Annotated in this window: 13 protein-coding genes; 7 read left to right on the top strand and 6 right to left on the bottom strand. The window is 64.3% G+C overall.

The window, feature by feature from the left end:
• Positions 1-65: 65 nt before the first annotated feature.
• On the top strand, positions 66-668 hold the full coding sequence (locus AB870_RS06515; RefSeq protein WP_047907390.1) for a response regulator transcription factor: 603 nt from the start codon (positions 66-68) through the stop codon (positions 666-668).
• A gap of 26 nt (positions 669-694) precedes the next feature.
• Positions 695-2,293, top strand: a complete 1,599-nt coding sequence (locus AB870_RS06510; protein ID WP_084663379.1) for a sensor histidine kinase — start codon at positions 695-697, stop codon at positions 2,291-2,293.
• Between the two features lie 34 nt (positions 2,294-2,327).
• On the opposite strand, the gene AB870_RS06505 is transcribed toward AB870_RS06510, so the two are convergent.
• The 4 genes from AB870_RS06505 to macA all read right to left on the bottom strand — a co-directional run bounded on the left by AB870_RS06505 (position 2,328) and on the right by macA (position 8,294).
• Positions 2,328-3,239: a bifunctional GNAT family N-acetyltransferase/nucleoside diphosphate kinase regulator gene (locus AB870_RS06505; protein WP_047908882.1), complete on the bottom strand. Its 912-nt coding sequence runs from the start codon at positions 3,237-3,239 to the stop codon at positions 2,328-2,330.
• 163 nt (positions 3,240-3,402) lie between these two features.
• A complete protein-coding gene (locus tag AB870_RS06500) occupies positions 3,403-4,842 on the bottom strand; it encodes an efflux transporter outer membrane subunit (RefSeq protein WP_418303998.1) in 1,440 nt (479 codons plus the stop codon).
• A gap of 113 nt (positions 4,843-4,955) precedes the next feature.
• Positions 4,956-6,977 (bottom strand): MacB family efflux pump subunit, encoded by a 2,022-nt coding sequence (locus AB870_RS06495; protein ID WP_047908881.1) that lies wholly within the window; start codon positions 6,975-6,977, stop codon positions 4,956-4,958.
• Positions 6,978-7,091: 114 nt separating this feature from the next.
• On the bottom strand, positions 7,092-8,294 hold the full coding sequence (macA, locus tag AB870_RS06490; RefSeq protein ID WP_047907387.1) for a macrolide transporter subunit MacA: 1,203 nt from the start codon (positions 8,292-8,294) through the stop codon (positions 7,092-7,094).
• 227 nt (positions 8,295-8,521) lie between these two features.
• Here macA and AB870_RS06485 point away from each other — a divergent pair, with 227 nt between their 5' ends.
• Entirely contained in the window at positions 8,522-9,157 is a 636-nt protein-coding gene (locus AB870_RS06485; protein WP_047907386.1) for a trimeric intracellular cation channel family protein, read from the top strand.
• A gap of 117 nt (positions 9,158-9,274) precedes the next feature.
• On the opposite strand, the gene AB870_RS06480 is transcribed toward AB870_RS06485, so the two are convergent.
• Positions 9,275-10,552 carry a citrate synthase gene (locus tag AB870_RS06480; protein WP_237170072.1) on the bottom strand — a complete coding sequence of 426 codons (1,278 nt, stop codon included), beginning with the start codon at positions 10,550-10,552 and terminating at the stop codon, positions 9,275-9,277.
• 201 nt (positions 10,553-10,753) lie between these two features.
• Between AB870_RS06480 and AB870_RS06475 the strand changes: the two genes are divergently transcribed.
• From AB870_RS06475 to AB870_RS06465, 3 genes are all read left to right on the top strand, one after another.
• On the top strand, positions 10,754-12,118 hold the full coding sequence (locus AB870_RS06475; protein ID WP_047907385.1) for an MFS transporter: 1,365 nt from the start codon (positions 10,754-10,756) through the stop codon (positions 12,116-12,118).
• Between the two features lie 27 nt (positions 12,119-12,145).
• Positions 12,146-13,135, top strand: a complete 990-nt coding sequence (locus AB870_RS06470) for a substrate-binding domain-containing protein (RefSeq protein WP_047907384.1) — start codon at positions 12,146-12,148, stop codon at positions 13,133-13,135.
• Between the two features lie 115 nt (positions 13,136-13,250).
• Entirely contained in the window at positions 13,251-13,964 is a 714-nt protein-coding gene (locus AB870_RS06465; RefSeq protein WP_047908879.1) for a class II aldolase/adducin family protein, read from the top strand.
• 92 nt (positions 13,965-14,056) lie between these two features.
• On the opposite strand, the gene argC is transcribed toward AB870_RS06465, so the two are convergent.
• Positions 14,057-14,983 (bottom strand): N-acetyl-gamma-glutamyl-phosphate reductase, encoded by a 927-nt coding sequence (gene argC / locus AB870_RS06460; protein ID WP_047907383.1) that lies wholly within the window; start codon positions 14,981-14,983, stop codon positions 14,057-14,059.
• A gap of 121 nt (positions 14,984-15,104) precedes the next feature.
• Between argC and AB870_RS06455 the strand changes: the two genes are divergently transcribed.
• On the top strand, positions 15,105-15,989 hold the full coding sequence (locus tag AB870_RS06455) for a LysR family transcriptional regulator (RefSeq protein ID WP_047907382.1): 885 nt from the start codon (positions 15,105-15,107) through the stop codon (positions 15,987-15,989).
• Positions 15,990-16,004: the final 15 nt, after the last annotated feature.

The following is a 16,004-nucleotide window of genomic DNA, read 5'->3' as shown; positions in this document are numbered from 1 at the left end:
TTCGTCGTCCCGCGATATTTTTAGTACGATTTCACTATTCCATTAAAAAAACCGGGGTCAACGGGATGTCATCTCCCACCAAAGTTTTCTGCATCGAGGACGACCGTGATTCGGCAGACCTGATTCGTGAAGATCTGACGGATCGGGGTTATGTGGTGAAAGTGGCATACGATTTTTCCGCCGCGTTGGCCACGCTTGCCGCGTTCATGCCGGACATCATCGTTTGCGACGTCAACGTGCCCGGCATGACGGGCTTCGAATTCCTGGAAAGCGCGCGCGGCATCATTCAGGGCGAGCGCAAGATTCCCTTTATCTTCCTGACGGGCAACGCCGACAAGGCATCGATCATGCGCGGGCACAGCACCGGTGCCGACGAGTACATGCTCAAGCCGGTGGATTTCGACGTGCTGGATACCGTTATCCGTAAATACACCGAGCACGAGGAGGCACTCGATGGCACGCCGCTGCCCTTCGGCCTCACGAGGCGCGAGGTGGAAGTCCTGCAATGGTCGGCGCGCGGCAAGACGTCCGCCGAAATTTCGATCATTCTCGAACTCGGCAAACGCACGGTGGACTTCCATATCGATAACGCGCGCGAAAAACTGAACGTCGCCACGCGCACGGAAGCCGTGGTTCGCGCCGCTCTGCTCAACATCATTCAGCTCTGAGCGCTCTCGCGCCGGACTCCTCTCGCATGCCGAAAACGTCTTCAACCTCCTCGGTGCCGTCCGTCGGCAAGCCGCTCCCGATTCGGGGACGGATGTATCTCCTGCTCGCGCTGTGCCTCGCGGCGATGATCGCCGTAGGCATTGCGGTGCACTATCAGGTCGATTCCGCGCAGCAACGCGCCATCGCCGCCGAACGCGCGCAGATCGAGAACCTGAGCGTGCTCGAAGCGCTCAACGATTACATTTCGGATTTCCGCACGGTGGAGTCCGAAGCGCTCACGCCGATGTCGCCTGACGCGCTGGCCGACATCCGGACGGCCGCCGCCGAGTTCGACGACAAGATCAAGGCTGCGTCCGAGCGCTATCAGAAGGTCCTGGTGCACGACGAATACCGTCTGGCCTTCTCGAAATTCGAGTCACAGTGGGCGCAGTACCGCCGGGCCGCGAATCAGGTTTTCCAACTGGCGCAAAGCGGCAAGCTGCACGATGCCGCGAAGCTCTATCGCGGCGAGTCGGGTGCCAAATACGCGCAGGCCAACAGCACCTTCGGGACGCTGGTATTTCGCAGCACCGAGTCGCTGATCCGGGATGTGGAGGCGAAGAACACCGACGCTCGCAAACATCTGCTGAAAATCGATGCGCTGATCGTCGCGATGATCGTCGTGACATTGCTTTGCCTGATTTATGTGGACACCGTGATTCTCCGGCCGCTGACGCACCTGATCCGCATGGCGGGTAACGCGGTGGCGGGCAAGGACAACCTTCGTCTGCCGTGGCTCTCGCGTGGCGACGAGATCGGAACGCTTTCTCGCACGCTGGAGAAAATTCAGGAAAGCACGGCCTCTCTGGTGCGCAATCAGAAGCTCGCCACGGCAAAGAATACGATCCTGCAACGCGCGTTGGCGAACGAGGAACGTCTGAACAACTTCCAGAAGACGTTCCGCTCGATGGCAACACACGAGTTCCGCACGCTGCTCAATGTGATCGACGGGCACGCGCAGCGGCTATTGAGCCCGCGCAACGAGGAGACGGACGCCAGCCCCCGCTACATCAAGATTCGCGAAGCGGTCGCCAAATTGAACAACCTGATTCAGAATTGGCTGGAGGCGGCCCAAAGCGCGTCGCTGGACGATCCGAAGTTCGGCAAACGGGCGGAACTGTCGCTCGTCGCGCTGCTGGAGGAGGTCCGCGGGGTCGGGTCGGACATGTTTCCCAACGCGACGATCACTGTTCAGGCGCCCGAAGGCATTGACAGCCGCATGATCGGCGACAGCAACGTGCTGTTTCACGCGTTCATCAATCTGGTGAGCAACGCCACGAAGTACACGATAGCGCCGCCCACCATCGACATGAGCCTCTCGGACAAGGGCGAAGCGTTCGAGGTGACGCTGCGCGACAACGGCACGGGCATTCCCGAAGCCGAACTCAAGGAAATCTTCCAGATGTCGTTCCGCTCGCGAAGCAATGCCGTGCTTGAAGACGGTTCGGGGGTAGGCCTGGCTGTGGTATACGCCGCTATCGAGTTCCACAAGGGCACCATCGACGTCGCCAGCCACGTCGGTGTGGGGACGACCTTCACGATTACGTTGCCGAAGGCGCCGGCGCTCGAGGCAGCGACCGCCTGACGAGGGTTGTGGGCAGCGACGCATGTCGCGACGGCTACAGATGGAAATCGCCGGCGGCTTCCGGCTGATACAGCACCTTCTCGATGCGGATGCGGCGGGTGCGGTTGCGGATTCGCCAGTCGATCGCGTCCCCTTCCCGATAACCGATGATCGCCGAGCCGACATCCGAAAAGACCGACAGCTTTTCGGCGCTGCCGTCGGCGTCGCCCGGATAGACGAGATCCACCTCCATGGCGTCGTCGTCCAGTCGCAGCAAGGTTCTGGAGTTCATCGTGACCACGTCCTCGCCCACATGTCGCGAATCGACGGCGATGGCGCGCTCGATCTCATGCTCGAGATCCACGACGTCGGCACCTTGTTCGAGCGCCACGAGATTCCTGAGCCGGGTCTGATCGATTTCGGTGATGTGGATTTCGGAGAGATTGCCCAGCCTGCCGTCCCGCAGACGTTGGAGATACCGGTCCGAGGTCATGGCAAAGGACTTCATCGCGGACGTTTCGCTATCGAGCACGAAACCGCAGCGAAGGAAGGCCTTGAGCGAACGTGCGTTGTCGACGTGGATTTTGGCGATGAGCTTTTCGGCCCGCATATCGAAGAAGGCGAACTTCATGCCTTCGCGAAGCGCGCTCGCGCCGAGCTTTCGGCCCCAGTTGTCGCGGTTACCGATGACGAGGACGATCTCGCAGTCCTGCCCTGTCTTCACGAGGCGGACAAACCCGACAGGCTCGTCGTTGCGGTCGTACGCCATGAAGAAGCGGCCGCCCTGATTGAACAGATGGGTAAGGATCGGCAGCTGCACCCGGCTCACGACTTGCTCGATGGATCGGGAAACATGACGCGAATCGCTCAGATAGCGAACCACGCTCTCGTCTTCCAGCCAGTCGATCAAATGGAATGCATTTGCCCGCGTGATCTCCGGGCACAGAGAAATGAAAGGCTCGCTCATCTTCGCCACACTGGGTTGCAAGAATGAAAGCCTTCCATGGCTGCGGCCATGACGGTTCTTTCGAAGGAACCGCGATTTTAACCCAGTCTTCGCACGCACTCCGGTCGAAGAACGTCAGACGAGGTTTTGTCATCGCGCAATCCGAAGCGCTGCCCCGGCAGCTTCAGCCCGCGCGGGCCGGGGTCAGGTCCGACATACTCCCCGCTCCGCCGAGCGCCTTGTACAGCGCCATGCGATTGTTCAGGCGATTCAAACGCGTCTGCGCCTCGGCGGTCTGCGCCGCACGCAACAGGCGAAGCTGCTCCAACCACGGCTGCACCCCAATGGCCCCCGCCCGGTAGCGCGAGCGCAACAGCGTCTCGGCACGCTGCGCCTGCGCTAACGACAAGGCGCGCTGTTCGCTTTCGCGCGTAAGTTGCTCCCGTGCGGACAGCGCATTTTCGACTTCACTCAGCGCCGTGTAGAGACTCTGGCGGAAGTTCACGACCGCCTCCTCGTACTGCGTCTGCGACACCTTGATCTGCAACTGCATCGTATTCCATTGGATGAAGGGCAGCGCCAGACCCAGACCGAGCGATCCTACGGGGTTCTGCAAGACACGCTCCAGCGACGTACTCGTCGTCCCCAACTGGCCCGTGAGCGTGAACGTCGGATAGAAGCTCGTGCGAGTGACGTCGACGTTGGCGAGCGTGCCGCGCAGACGCCATTCCGACGCACGCAAGTCCGGGCGGCGGCCCAGCAAAGCGGCCGGCAACCCGGGCGGCACGACCGGCAGGGCCTGCCTCGGCAATTCGGACGGTTCGGCGGCCGCCTGCTCCGGCGCACGGTCGAACAGAATCGCCAACGCGTTACGGTTCTCGGTGCGCTGCTGCACCAGTTGTGTCAGGGTGGCGCGCTGGTCCGCCAGATTTCCCTCGGTCTGCGCGACGTCCAGTCCCGAGACGGCCCCCGCCGCGTAGCGCGAGCGCACCAGCGCCAGAATGCGTTCCGTGTAGACGATGTTGCTCTGCGTGTTGGCGATCTGCTCGTTGAGGAAACCGATCGTCCAGTAAAGCTGCGCCGTCGTGCCGATCAACGACAGACGCGCGGCCTCGCGGTCGGCGCCGGTCGCCTCGTACTCCCAGCGCGCCGCGTCGCGTTGCGCGGCGAGCTTGCCCCACAGGTCCAGCTCGTAAGAGGCCGTTGCCTGCAAGGTGGCATTGCGTCCCATTACGTGCTTATCGAGCGTGCGGGACACGGTGCCGGTGCCGCCCACCGTCACTGACGGTGTCAGATTCGTATCCGCCAGCCCGGCCTGCAATTGCGCGCGATAGACGCGAATCCCCGCCGCGGCGAGATTGTTGTTGAGCGCCAGCGCATCGGCAATGAGCTTGTCGAGCACCGGATCGCCGAAGGCCCGCCAGAACTCGGGCGCAATCGCGGCGCCAGCGCCGGCATCGGCCGTCGTACCGGACGCGCCACCGGCCGCCGGCGCGCCTGCCCATTGCGCCGGCACAAACATCGCCGGCAGCGGGTCGTGACGCACGCCGGCACACCCGGCAAGCAGCGCCGCCGCGCTCGCCAGCGCGAGCACGCAGCGGCCGGGCGACAAGACGCGCGACAACACGGGCGAGGCCGAGGGCGCACAAGCCGCGAACGAAGCGGAGCAAGCAGACGAAGCCATCGAGTCGGACAATCTGCGAGCAGTGAAAATCTTTCGGGTCATCTAGCCATCCCTCAATCGCGAGCAAGCGCTTCGACCGGATCCAGCCGCGCCGCATTTCGTGCGGGCATGAATCCGAACACCACGCCAATGAGCGTCGAACACAGAAACGCCGTGACGACGGATCCCATCGAAAACACCATCTTCCATTTCTCGACGAACAGCGAGAACAGGAAGCTTGCCCCGAAGGACAGTGCAATCCCGATCGCGCCGCCCATCAGACACACCATCACGGCTTCCACGAGAAATTGCTGCATGATGTCGCTCTGTCGCGCGCCGACCGCCATCCGAATCCCAATTTCCCGCGTACGCTCGGTAACTGACACGATCATGATGTTCATCACGCCGATGCCGCCCACCACGAGCGAGATCACGGCGATCAGCGAGAGCAGCAGCGTGAGCGACTGACTGGTCGTCTCCACCGTCTTCACCACGCTATCCATGTTGTACGTGAAGAAGTCCTTGCGTCCGTGACGCTGCGTCATCAACGTCTCGAGACTCTTCTCGGCTGCCTTGCTCGGCTGACCGTCGCGCACCCGGACCGTAATGCTGTCGACGTTGCGCTGACCGAACAGACGCCCCGCCGCCGTCGTGTAAGGCACCCAGATGTTCAGGCTCTTCGTGTCGCCGAATGCGCTCTTCTTCTCGACCGTCACCCCGATCACCACGCACGGCAGATTGCCCACGAATATCACTTCGCCCAGCGGATTCGGGTTGGCGCCGAACAGCTTGCGCCGCGTGTTCTGGTCGATGACGGCCACCTGCGCCTGACGACGCACCTCGTCCGGCCCGAACGCGATGCCCTGCCCGATCTTCAGGCCGCGCACCTGAAAGAAATGCTCGCCCACGCCCGTGACCATGGCACTTGCATCGATGTTGCGGTAGCGCAGCAGCAGACTGCGCGCGGTTTCCGGCGTTGCGCTGTCCACATAGATCTGCTCCGAGAGCGCGTGGACATCTTCCGGCACAAGCGTCTGAATGGCCGTCGCCCGATTGTCGCCCCAGTCCTTGCCGGGGTAGATGTTGATCGTGTTCGTGCCGATGCTGCCGATTTCGGCTAGCATGTATCGCTTCGCGCCTTCACCGATAGCCACGATGGAGACCACCGAAGTAATGCCGATGATGATCCCGAGCATCGTGAGGAACGTGCGCAGGCGGTGCGAGATCAACGCGATCCACGCCATGCGAAATGCCTCGGCGAACCGGTCGATGCCGCCTGTCCAGCGGCGCGGCGCAATCGCCCCGCCATGGCTCGCGTCCACCGACGCCGAATCGTTCGCCGATGCGGCCGATGCCGCTGCCCCGGCCACTTCCTCGGCGCTCTCGTCAGGAGGCGCCGTGTCCGGCTCGACTTCCGCCGGCGTGTTGGTCCGGTCGGCCACGATCTCGCCGTCGCGAATCTCGATGATGCGGCGCGCGTGCGCCGCCACCTGTTCGTCGTGCGTCACGATGATGACGGTGTGCCCCAGCGCGTTGAGTTCCTTGAGAATGCGGATCACTTCGCGGCCGCTGCGCGTGTCGAGTGCGCCAGTCGGCTCGTCCGCCAAAATGACGTCACCGCCATTCATGAGCGCTCGCGCAATACTCACGCGCTGCTGCTGGCCGCCCGATAACTGGTTGGGACGATGCGCCGTGCGCTGCGCGAGCCCAAGCCGCTCGAGCAGCATGGCCGAACGCTCGCGACGTGCCGCATGCGGCGTGCCCGTGTACACGGCAGGCATTTCGACGTTCGATGCGGCGTCGAGGTGCGGCAGCAGGTGATAGCGCTGGAAGATGAAGCCGAAGTGCTCTCGACGCAATTGCGCCAGCGCGTCGGCATCCAGATCGCGAGTCTCGCGCCCGGCCACCCGGTAGCTGCCCTCGCTCGGATGATCGAGGCATCCGAGAATGTTCATCAGCGTCGACTTGCCCGAGCCCGACGCCCCCATGATCGCGACAATCTCCCCCGCCTCGATGCTCAGATGCACGTCGCGCAAGACCGTGACGTCGTGCTCGCCCGCCGGGAAGCGCCGGGTAACGCCCGCGAGTTCGAGCATCGGGTGCGGGCCGTCGCCGACGGTGCCCCCGGATGGCGGCGCATCGTGCGAATACCCCTGCGGGGGCGTGGTGTGAGAGGCGTGGGTCATGACGCTCGACATCCTCGACGGCAATTATCGGGCGGAGCCGGATGAGGCTTCCGCCTGCGCCGGCGCAGCATCGCCCGCCTCGCCGATGACGACGCGCTCGTCCGCCGTGAGTCCTTCACGCACTTCGACGCGCACGTTGTTGTTCAGGCCGGTGACGATCTGACGCGTCACGGCACGGCCGTCCCTGGCGTCCTTGCTCAGCACGCGAACTTCGTAACGATCCGGGCCGATCTTCTTGCCCAGCGCCGCCACCGGCACGCTCAGCGCCTGCTTCGCCGTGCCCAGCAGCACATTGACCTGCGCGGTCATGGAGATGCGCAGGCGATGGTCCGTGTTCGGCACCTCGAACAGCGCGTTGTAGAACACGGCAGTGTTGTTGCGCGTTGCGCCGCCGCCAAGCGCGCTCTGCGTGTCCAGGAAGTTCTGTGGCGCGGGCTCGATGGCGCGCAGCTTGCCGTAGTAGCGCTTGTCCGGATCGCCGAGGATCGTGAAGTAAGCGGTCTGGCCCGGCGAGATGCGAATCACATCCGCTTCGGAAACCTGCGCTTTCACCGTGATGGTGTCCATGTCGGCGAGCTTCAGAATCACCGGGGCCTGTTGCTGCGCGATCACGGTCTGGCCTTCCTGCGTGACGATGGCGACGACCTGCCCGTCGATGGGCGCGACGATGCGCGTGTACCCGACGTTGGCACGCGCCGACTCGATGGCCACCCCGGCGCGGCGGATCTGCGCGTCGAGACCGGCGAGCGTGGCGCGCTGCATGTCGAGCGTGGCTTGCGCCGATTCGTAGTCCTGCCGGGACGTCGCGTCGTCGGGCAGCATCTGACGCTGCCGCGCGAACGCCAGTTCCGCCTGCTTCAACTGCGCTGCCGTCGAACGCTTTTGCGCCTGAAGGTTCTGCTCGTCGGCTTCGGCCTGGCGCAAGGCATTTTGTGCGAGCACCGGATCGATCTGCGCGAGCCACTGGCCCTTCGTCACCTTATCGCCGAGCTTGACCTTGAGCGTCTTCAACTGCCCGCTGACCTGCGCGCCGACGTCGACTTGCTGGAACGCCTGAAGCGTGCCCGTGGCAAGAACGGTGTTCTCGAGATCGCTGCGCTCGACCTTGGCGCTCAGGTACTGGGGCGGCTTCGGGGCTGTGAGACTGCGGATGCCGAGCGCCACGAGAACGACGAGCACGGCGAGGCTCGTGACCAGATACGGCCGGCGGCGAATGAACTGGACCATGGAACGAATTTGGCGATACCCGCAAGATCTTGAGAGGTTGAGAGTTTAAGGGGTTTGAGCGGCATTCGGGGCCGCTTCTCCCCATTTGTCGTTTCGTCGACAGCAGTGTCGCATCGCGCGCAGGCCGCGAGAACTTGTACAAATGACAGGCCGAGGCGGGAAGACGCGGCAAAACGGCGTCCAAAACGCCTGAAGTGATATATTCGCCCGGCACTGCAAGGAACATCATGAAAACGGAAATCTTCTACGCGCTATACCTGATCGCGATCGTCACGGAAGCGATGTCGGGGGCCATCATGGGGATGCAGCGTGGCATGGACCGCTTCGGGCTGGCGTTCGTCGGCATGGTGACGGCGCTCGGCGGTGGCACCATCCGCGACGTGCTGTTCGGGCGCCATCCGCTCGTATGGATTGCGCATCCGGAATACCTGCTGCTCACGCTGGGTGCGGCGACGCTGGCCTCCATCGTGGCGCGCCACGTTCACAAGCTGCGCATGACGTTCATCACCGTGGACGCCATCGGGCTGGCCGCCTTCACGATTCTGGGGTGCGACATCGGCATGACCGTGAGCACGAGTCCGGTCATCGTGGTGCTCGCCGGGGTGCTCACGGGCGTCGGCGGCGGCATGCTGCGCGACCTGCTGTGCGGGCAGGTGCCGCTGGTGCTGCGCCGGGAGATGTATGCGAGCGTGGCCGTCATTGGCGGGGCGATGTATGTCGCCATGCTGCATTTCGGGGTGCCGAACGGTGTGGCGACGGGCGTCGGGTTCGTGGCAGGCTTCGTCATCCGGATGCTGGCGGTGTGGTTCGGCTGGCGTTTTCGCACGTTCGAGAACGAAACGCCGTCCGAGCCGATGCATTGACGACGGGCCGCAGGCGGCCCGTCGCCGCTTAGCGGTCCGCTCGCAATTGCGCCCGTTCGGCCGGTGTGAGCAAAGACGTCGCTCCTGGCAGGCCAGCAGTCTTACGTGAGTTTTTTGTTACGCGCCGAGCCCGTACTTGGCGCGCGGGCGCAGCATGAAGGCTTGCGTGCGCTGCTCCATGACATGGGCGACCCAGCCGGCCGAGCGCCCGATGATCCACATGGCCGTCGAGGTGCCGTCCGGCAGGCGCAGCGCGCGGGCGAGCGCCACCAGCCCCGTGGCCAGACCCGCATGGGCATTGAGTTCGGTGCGCATGCGCTCGAGAAAGTCGAGCGTCAGACGTGTGCGTTCCCGCAATGCGTCGTCAATCGTGTCGTCGCCGGTATCGTTCATGAGTTCGCCCGCGATCTGCATCATCAGGTCGGCCCGCGCGTCGCCGCCCGGATACAGGGGATGATTGAAGCCGAGCAGGCTCGCACCGTACTCGCGCACGCGGCCGATGCGCGTGTCGAGCGCGTCGAACGGCTCGCAGAACAGCAGCGTCTCGATTTTCTCCGTGCTGGTGCCGGTCGTGAAGCCGATGTGCGAGCCGATGGCCGCCGCCACGCAGCCGAACAGATCCGCATTGGTGGACGCCGCCACGCGCGCCGAGAATGTCGCCGGGGCCAACTCGTTATCCGCCAGCACGACGAGCGCCGCATTCATCGCGCGCAGCCTCGCGGGCGTGACGGCACTGCCGGCCGCGCGCAGCAAATGCGCAGCGACGTTCTCGTTGCGCCCGCGCGCGACGAACCGTTGCTGCGGTCCGAGAAACCCCACACATCCGACCATGCAATGCAGCATCGCCCGTGCGGCCTGCACAGCGGTGCCGTCCGCCAGCTCACGGGCGCCGCGCCCGTGCATGGCCAGCGCAAAGGGCACCATGCCGAGCAGATTGCCGATGTCCGCGCTCGCGACTTCGCCCTCGTACGTCGAGAGGAAACGCAACACGTCTGCCGGTGTCTCCTGCATCGGCCAGTCGGCAATGCTGTCCTGCCAGATGCCCGTCATCAGCAAATGCACGACCGATTCGAACGATGCCCCGCCGCTTGCCAGCTCGATGGCCAACCGGTTGCGATAGCGCGGGCCATGCGGCGTGATTTGCGTGATGGCCGAGTGCAGTACCGGATCGCCGAAGCGCATCGTCGACTCCGCCACCGCACCGGTCGGTGCGCGCCCGCGCTTGCGCGTCGCAAGGCGCTCCACGTCGCGACGCAGATAAAGACGCTTGCGCCCATCCTCGTGAGGTCGCGCGCGTATCAATCCCCGGCTCACATAGGCGTAGAGGGTGGCCGGTTTGATGTCGAGTAGCGCGAGCACCTCCTCGCGTGTCATCAGATCGGTTTGCTGCGTCATCGTCTCTCTCGTGGATCTCCCAGGTCGATTGGGTCGCCGTGCGACGGCTTTGCGGCACATCATGCCACATTCATATTGACTTTAAAAATCAATATTGATAAATGAAAAATCGCTCAGTAAAGTCGTCTCCGCGTACATCACAAAGACACTGCGAACCGGGTCCGGCCCGCGCTCGACAGGTCGCCCCTTCGGAGACAACGCATGACTCAGGCCCCCTCTTCGCGGGCGTCCGGACACATCGACGTTCGCGACGCGCTGCAATCCGCCCCGCTCGGGGCGTTCCATTACCGTCTCGCAACATTGCTTGCGCTGATCCTGCTGTTCGACGGCTTCGATCTCTACAATGCCGCGTACATCGTGCATGACGTGAGCGCGCTGTGGCGTCTCTCGCCGAGCCGGATCGGCGTGCTGCTGTCATGCGGACTCGCGGGATTCGCCGCCGGTTCGGCCGTCTCGGGTCCGTTCAGCGATCGCATCGGACGCCGTCGCGTTCTGCTCGCGGGTATCTGGCTCTCGGGGGGGATGAGCCTCGCCATCGCCCTGTTCGCACACGACCTGCGCACCTTCATCGGATTGCGTTTCGTGATGGGTATCTCGCTGGGATTGCTCATGCCGGTGGCCGTCACGTACATCAACGAGATCGCACCCAGGCGCAGCGCCAATGTCTTCACCATCGTGTTCTTCTCGTGCGGCTGGATCGGCGGCGCGACGGCTTCCGGCTTCATCGCCGCGTGGCTGATCCCGCAATACGGCTGGCAGAGCATGTACTACGTGGGCGCCCTGTCGGTCGTGCTGGCGCTCGCATTGCAATTCGCGCTACCGGAGTCGGTGTCGTTTCTCGCCAGCCGGGGACGCCAGGAAGCGGTGCGAGCCCAACTGAGCCGCCTATGGCCCGCGCGTGCCGCCGAGTTTGCGAATGCGGCCTTCACATCGCCGGACGCGGGCGTGAAAGCCGGGTCCGTCGCCGCTCTCTTCTCGCCCGAGTTCCGTCGCCAGACGATCTGCCTCTGGTCGATGGGCGCGCTCTCGCTCTTCTCGTCGTACGGCCTGTCCGGCTGGCTGCCGACCATCATGCTCAAGCGCGGTGAAAACCTCTCGACGAGCTTCGCGTACGGGTCGTTGCTCGTCTTCGCGTCGGCGTTCGGCAGCCTGCTCACGGGCGTGCTCGCCGACCGCATCGGCAACCGGCGTCTGGCCATGTCGCTCGCGTGGTTGTGCGGTGCGGCCGCCATCGGCGTGCTCGCCACCATCACAGGCGGCTCGGTGACGTTCGTGGGCATCGTGGTGGCAGGCATGTTCGTCATCGGCACACAGACAGTGCTCAACAATCTCGTCGCAGTGAGTTATCCCACCGAGATCCGCAGCACGGGCGTCGGTCTGTATCTCGGCATCGCGCGTGTCGGCGCGATGTGCGGCCCGGCCATTGCGGGCGTGCTGCAACAGGCGACGGGCGGCGCCGGCACCATGTTCTTCGTGCTCGGCGCCGCGCTCGTGACGGCCGCCGCGCTCGTGTTCCTCGTCGCACGCCCCGAAAACCTGCCGAAAGCGCCCGCGTTCGGCCATTGATCTTCCTCGTTCGCATCGGAACGCTTCATGAACAGACTGACCCTTTCACTCGCGGTGAACGATTACGACCACGTGCGCGATCTGCTCGACGGTCGCGTCGCGGCGCAAGGCATCGACCTCGTGCCGTCCGTGCTACCGGTCGAAGAGATCTTTTACCGCACGACGCATTTTCAGGAGTGGGATCTCTCGGAGATGTCGCTCGCCAAGTACGCGTCGCTGCGCTCGCAAGGCGACGACCGGCTGATCGGTTTGCCGGTGTTTCCTTCGCGTGTCTTCCGGTTGTCGTCGCTCTACGTGCGCTCGGACACGTCCATGTCGTCGCCCGCGGACCTGCGCGGCAAGCGCATGGGCGTGCCTGAATGGGCGCAGACAGCGTCCGTCTACTCGCGCGGCTGGCTCGCGCAGGATCACGGTGTGGCGCTGACCGACGTCGAGTGGGTGCAAGGCGGTGTGAATCAGGCGGGACGCCGCGAGAAGGTCGCCGTGCGAGTGCCGCAAGGCGTGCGCTACCGCCCATCGCCCGAGAGGTCGCTCACGGCCATGCTGCTCGACGGCGAGATCGACGCGATCCTGAGCGCACGTCCGCCCGCACCGCCGGCCGGTCGCGAATCGGCGATCGTGCGTCTGCTGCCGGACTTCGAGACGGCCGAGCGTGACTATTTCGCGCGCACCGGCATCTTCCCGATCATGCATCTGATCGTGATGCGCCGCGAGGTCTTCACCGCAAACCGATGGATCGCAAACAACCTCGTGAAGGCTTTCACGCAGGCGAAAGACGCGAGTCTTGCGCGGCTCGAAGACATCACCTGCTCACACTTTCCCTTGCCGTGGATGAGCCAGCGCGCCGCGCAGGCACGAGACATGTTCGGCGGCGATCCGTGGCCGTACGGCGTGGCGCCCAACCGCGTCACGCTCGACGCCTTTCTGCGCTTTGCATTCGAGCAGGGCGTGTGCCATCGCGCAATGCAGGCCGACGATCTGTTCCCGCCGGAAGTCGCCGCGGCCGTGCGGGTGTGACGAGCGCTGCGCCACTTTTTTTCGACGTTCCCATCGATTCCCCTTAGCCAACGACATCATGCAAGCCAACGCTCCCCACACCCCCTATGTTCCCGCCGCTACCGAACACGACGCGATGACGATCTCGCAACTGCGCGAAGACCTCGCCGCGGCGAACCACGTGCTCGCGCATCACGAAGTCCTCGACGGCTTCGGCCACGTCAGCGTGCGCGACCCGCGCAACCCGGCGCATTTCCTCATCGCCCAGTCAATGGCTCCCGAACTCGTCTCTCCGGACGATATCCTCACGCTCGACCTCGACTGCCAGCCGGTCGACGGCGATACGCGCAAGCGCTATCTGGAGACGTGGATTCACAGCGAGATCTATCGGGCGCGGCCGGACGTCAATGCCATCGTGCATAGCCATTCGCCGTCGGTCATTCCGTTTGCCGCGTCGTCAGTGCGGCTGCGCCCGGTGTATCACATGGCGGGCTTTCTCGGCAGCGGCGCGCCGGTGTTTGACATCCGGCACTGCTTCGGTTGCACGGACATGCTCGTGCGCAACGGCGAACAAGGCAAGGCGCTCGCGCAGTCGCTGGGCGACTCGGACGTCGCGCTCATGCGCGGGCATGGGTTCGTGGCCACGGCGCCGTCGTTGCCCGCGGCCGTCTACCGCGCGATCTATACCGAACTGAATGCGGACATGCAGTCGAAGGCCATCGCACTCGGCGGCGAAGTCACCTATCTGGATGAGGAGGAAGGCCGGCGCTCCACGCAAACCAATCTCGGTGTGATGGAGCGCCCGTGGACGCTGTGGAAACGTCAGACCGCCGCGTTGCGGGGCGACTGACCACTCTCGCGTAGTGTCGAGCTTCGCCGATACGTTCCCGCTCCGGCCGTAGCCGAACAACGTCGCCCGCCCACCGCACCCTGTCCGGATGCTCAGCGCGTGAGCATCAGTTCCAGATTCTGAATCGCCGCGCCCGACGCACCCTTACCGAGATTGTCGAGCACCGCTGCGAGCAGAACCTGGCCGTTTCCCTTATGCGAGAAGACGCTCAGTTGCATCAGGCTGGTCCCGTTCAAAGCTTGCGGATCGAGCTGATTCACAACGCCGGGCGCTTCCATCGGCATGACCTGTACATGCTCTTGACCGGCATAGTGGGCCGATAGACAGCGGTGCAGCGTCGCACCGTCGACGCCCAGCGCGAGCAGACGTGTCTCGATGGGAACCGTCAGCACGATCCCTTGCCGATACGAGCCATACGAGGGCACGAACATCGGCCGGAACGTCAGGCCCGAATGCGCCTCGATTTCCGTCGTGTGCTTGTGCGTCAGTTCCAGCCCGTACACGCGATGCTGCGACCGGCCCGACGCATTCGGCCCTTCGTGCTCCTCGACACCGGCGCGTCCGCGACCGGAATACCCCGACACGGCGTTGATACTGATCGGGTAGTCGCGCGGGATCAGCCCGGCGTCGATCAGCGGCCGCAGCAGTCCCACGGCGCCCGTCGGATAACAGCCGGGATTGGAGACGCGCCTCGCGCTCGCCACGCGCGCGGCCTGCCCTTTCACCATTTCGGGAAAACCGTACACCCAATCCGCATGCGTGCGATGCGCGGAACTCGCGTCGATGACTCGCACACGCGGATTGACGACGGACGCCGCTGCCTCGCGCGCGGCGGCATCCGGCAGGCACAGAATCGCGATGTCGCAATCGTTGATGGCTTCGGCGCGGCGCTGCGGATCCTTCCGGTGCGCGTGCGGCAGCGTGATCAGCCCAATGTCGGTGCGAGCGCACAGCCTTTCATGAATCTGCAAGCCCGTGGTGCCCTGATCGCCATCGATAAAAATCAGCGGAGAAGCCATGTCGAAACCCTCATCAATCGGTCGAGAACCTGTCGAGGTGGTATCTTCGCGCCACGATTAAAATAAAAAAAGTTGAATTTCATGAAGCTGAAATTCCATTTTTCTGAATCGACACGACGCTATGAGAGAGATCAGCCTTGACCGTTTGAAGACCCTTGTCGCGGTGGCAGACAGCGGTTCGTTTGCCGACGCGGCGCAGGCGTTGCACCTCTCGCCGCCGACGGTCAGTCTGCATGTCTCGGATCTGGAAACACGCGTGGGCGCGCAATTGCTCTCGCGCAAGCGCGGACATGTGCGACCGACCTCCGTGGGCGAAGCGCTCGTGGAGCGCGCACGGCGCCTGCTCGCGGACGCGGAGCGTACGCTGGAGGACATCGAACGTCACGCTCAGGGACTGGCCGGACGGGTGCGGCTCGGGGCATCGACAGGCGCCATCGCTCACATCCTGCCGCAGGCGCTCGAAGCGCTGCGTCTCGACCACCCGGATATCGATGTGCAGGTCGCGATTCTCACCTCTCAGGAGACACTGAGCCGGTTGCATCGCGGCGCGCTGGACCTCGGTCTGGTGGCGCTGCCGCAGCCTCCGGTCAAAGGGCTGACGATCCGTCAGTGGCGTCGCGATCCGGTCAGAGCGTTCCTGCCGGCGCATTGGTCCATCCCGAAAAGCGTCACGCCCGACTGGCTGGCGGCACAGCCGCTCATCCTCAACGACAGTACGACGCGCCTGTCACGGCAGACCACCGAATGGTTCGCCGCGGCCGGCCATCATCCGGCACCGCGAATCGAACTGAACTACAACGACGCGATCAAGAGCCTCGTCGCGGCGGGCTACGGCGCGGCGCTGCTGCCGCACGAGGCCACGACGCCCCACAACGACGAACGCATCGCCATGCGCGCGTTGCGCCCCGCGTTGTGGCGTGAGCTGGGCATTGCGCACGCCGCCGGGCCGCTCGAACGCTCGACCCGGCACGTACTCGACGCGCTGTGGGGACTGCGGGTCCGGTAACGCATCACGCTCGAA

This window comes from Pandoraea faecigallinarum, from assembly GCF_001029105.3.
Taxonomy (GTDB): Bacteria; Pseudomonadota; Gammaproteobacteria; order Burkholderiales; family Burkholderiaceae; genus Pandoraea; species Pandoraea faecigallinarum.
This window is presented reverse-complemented; position numbering and strand designations above follow the sequence as displayed.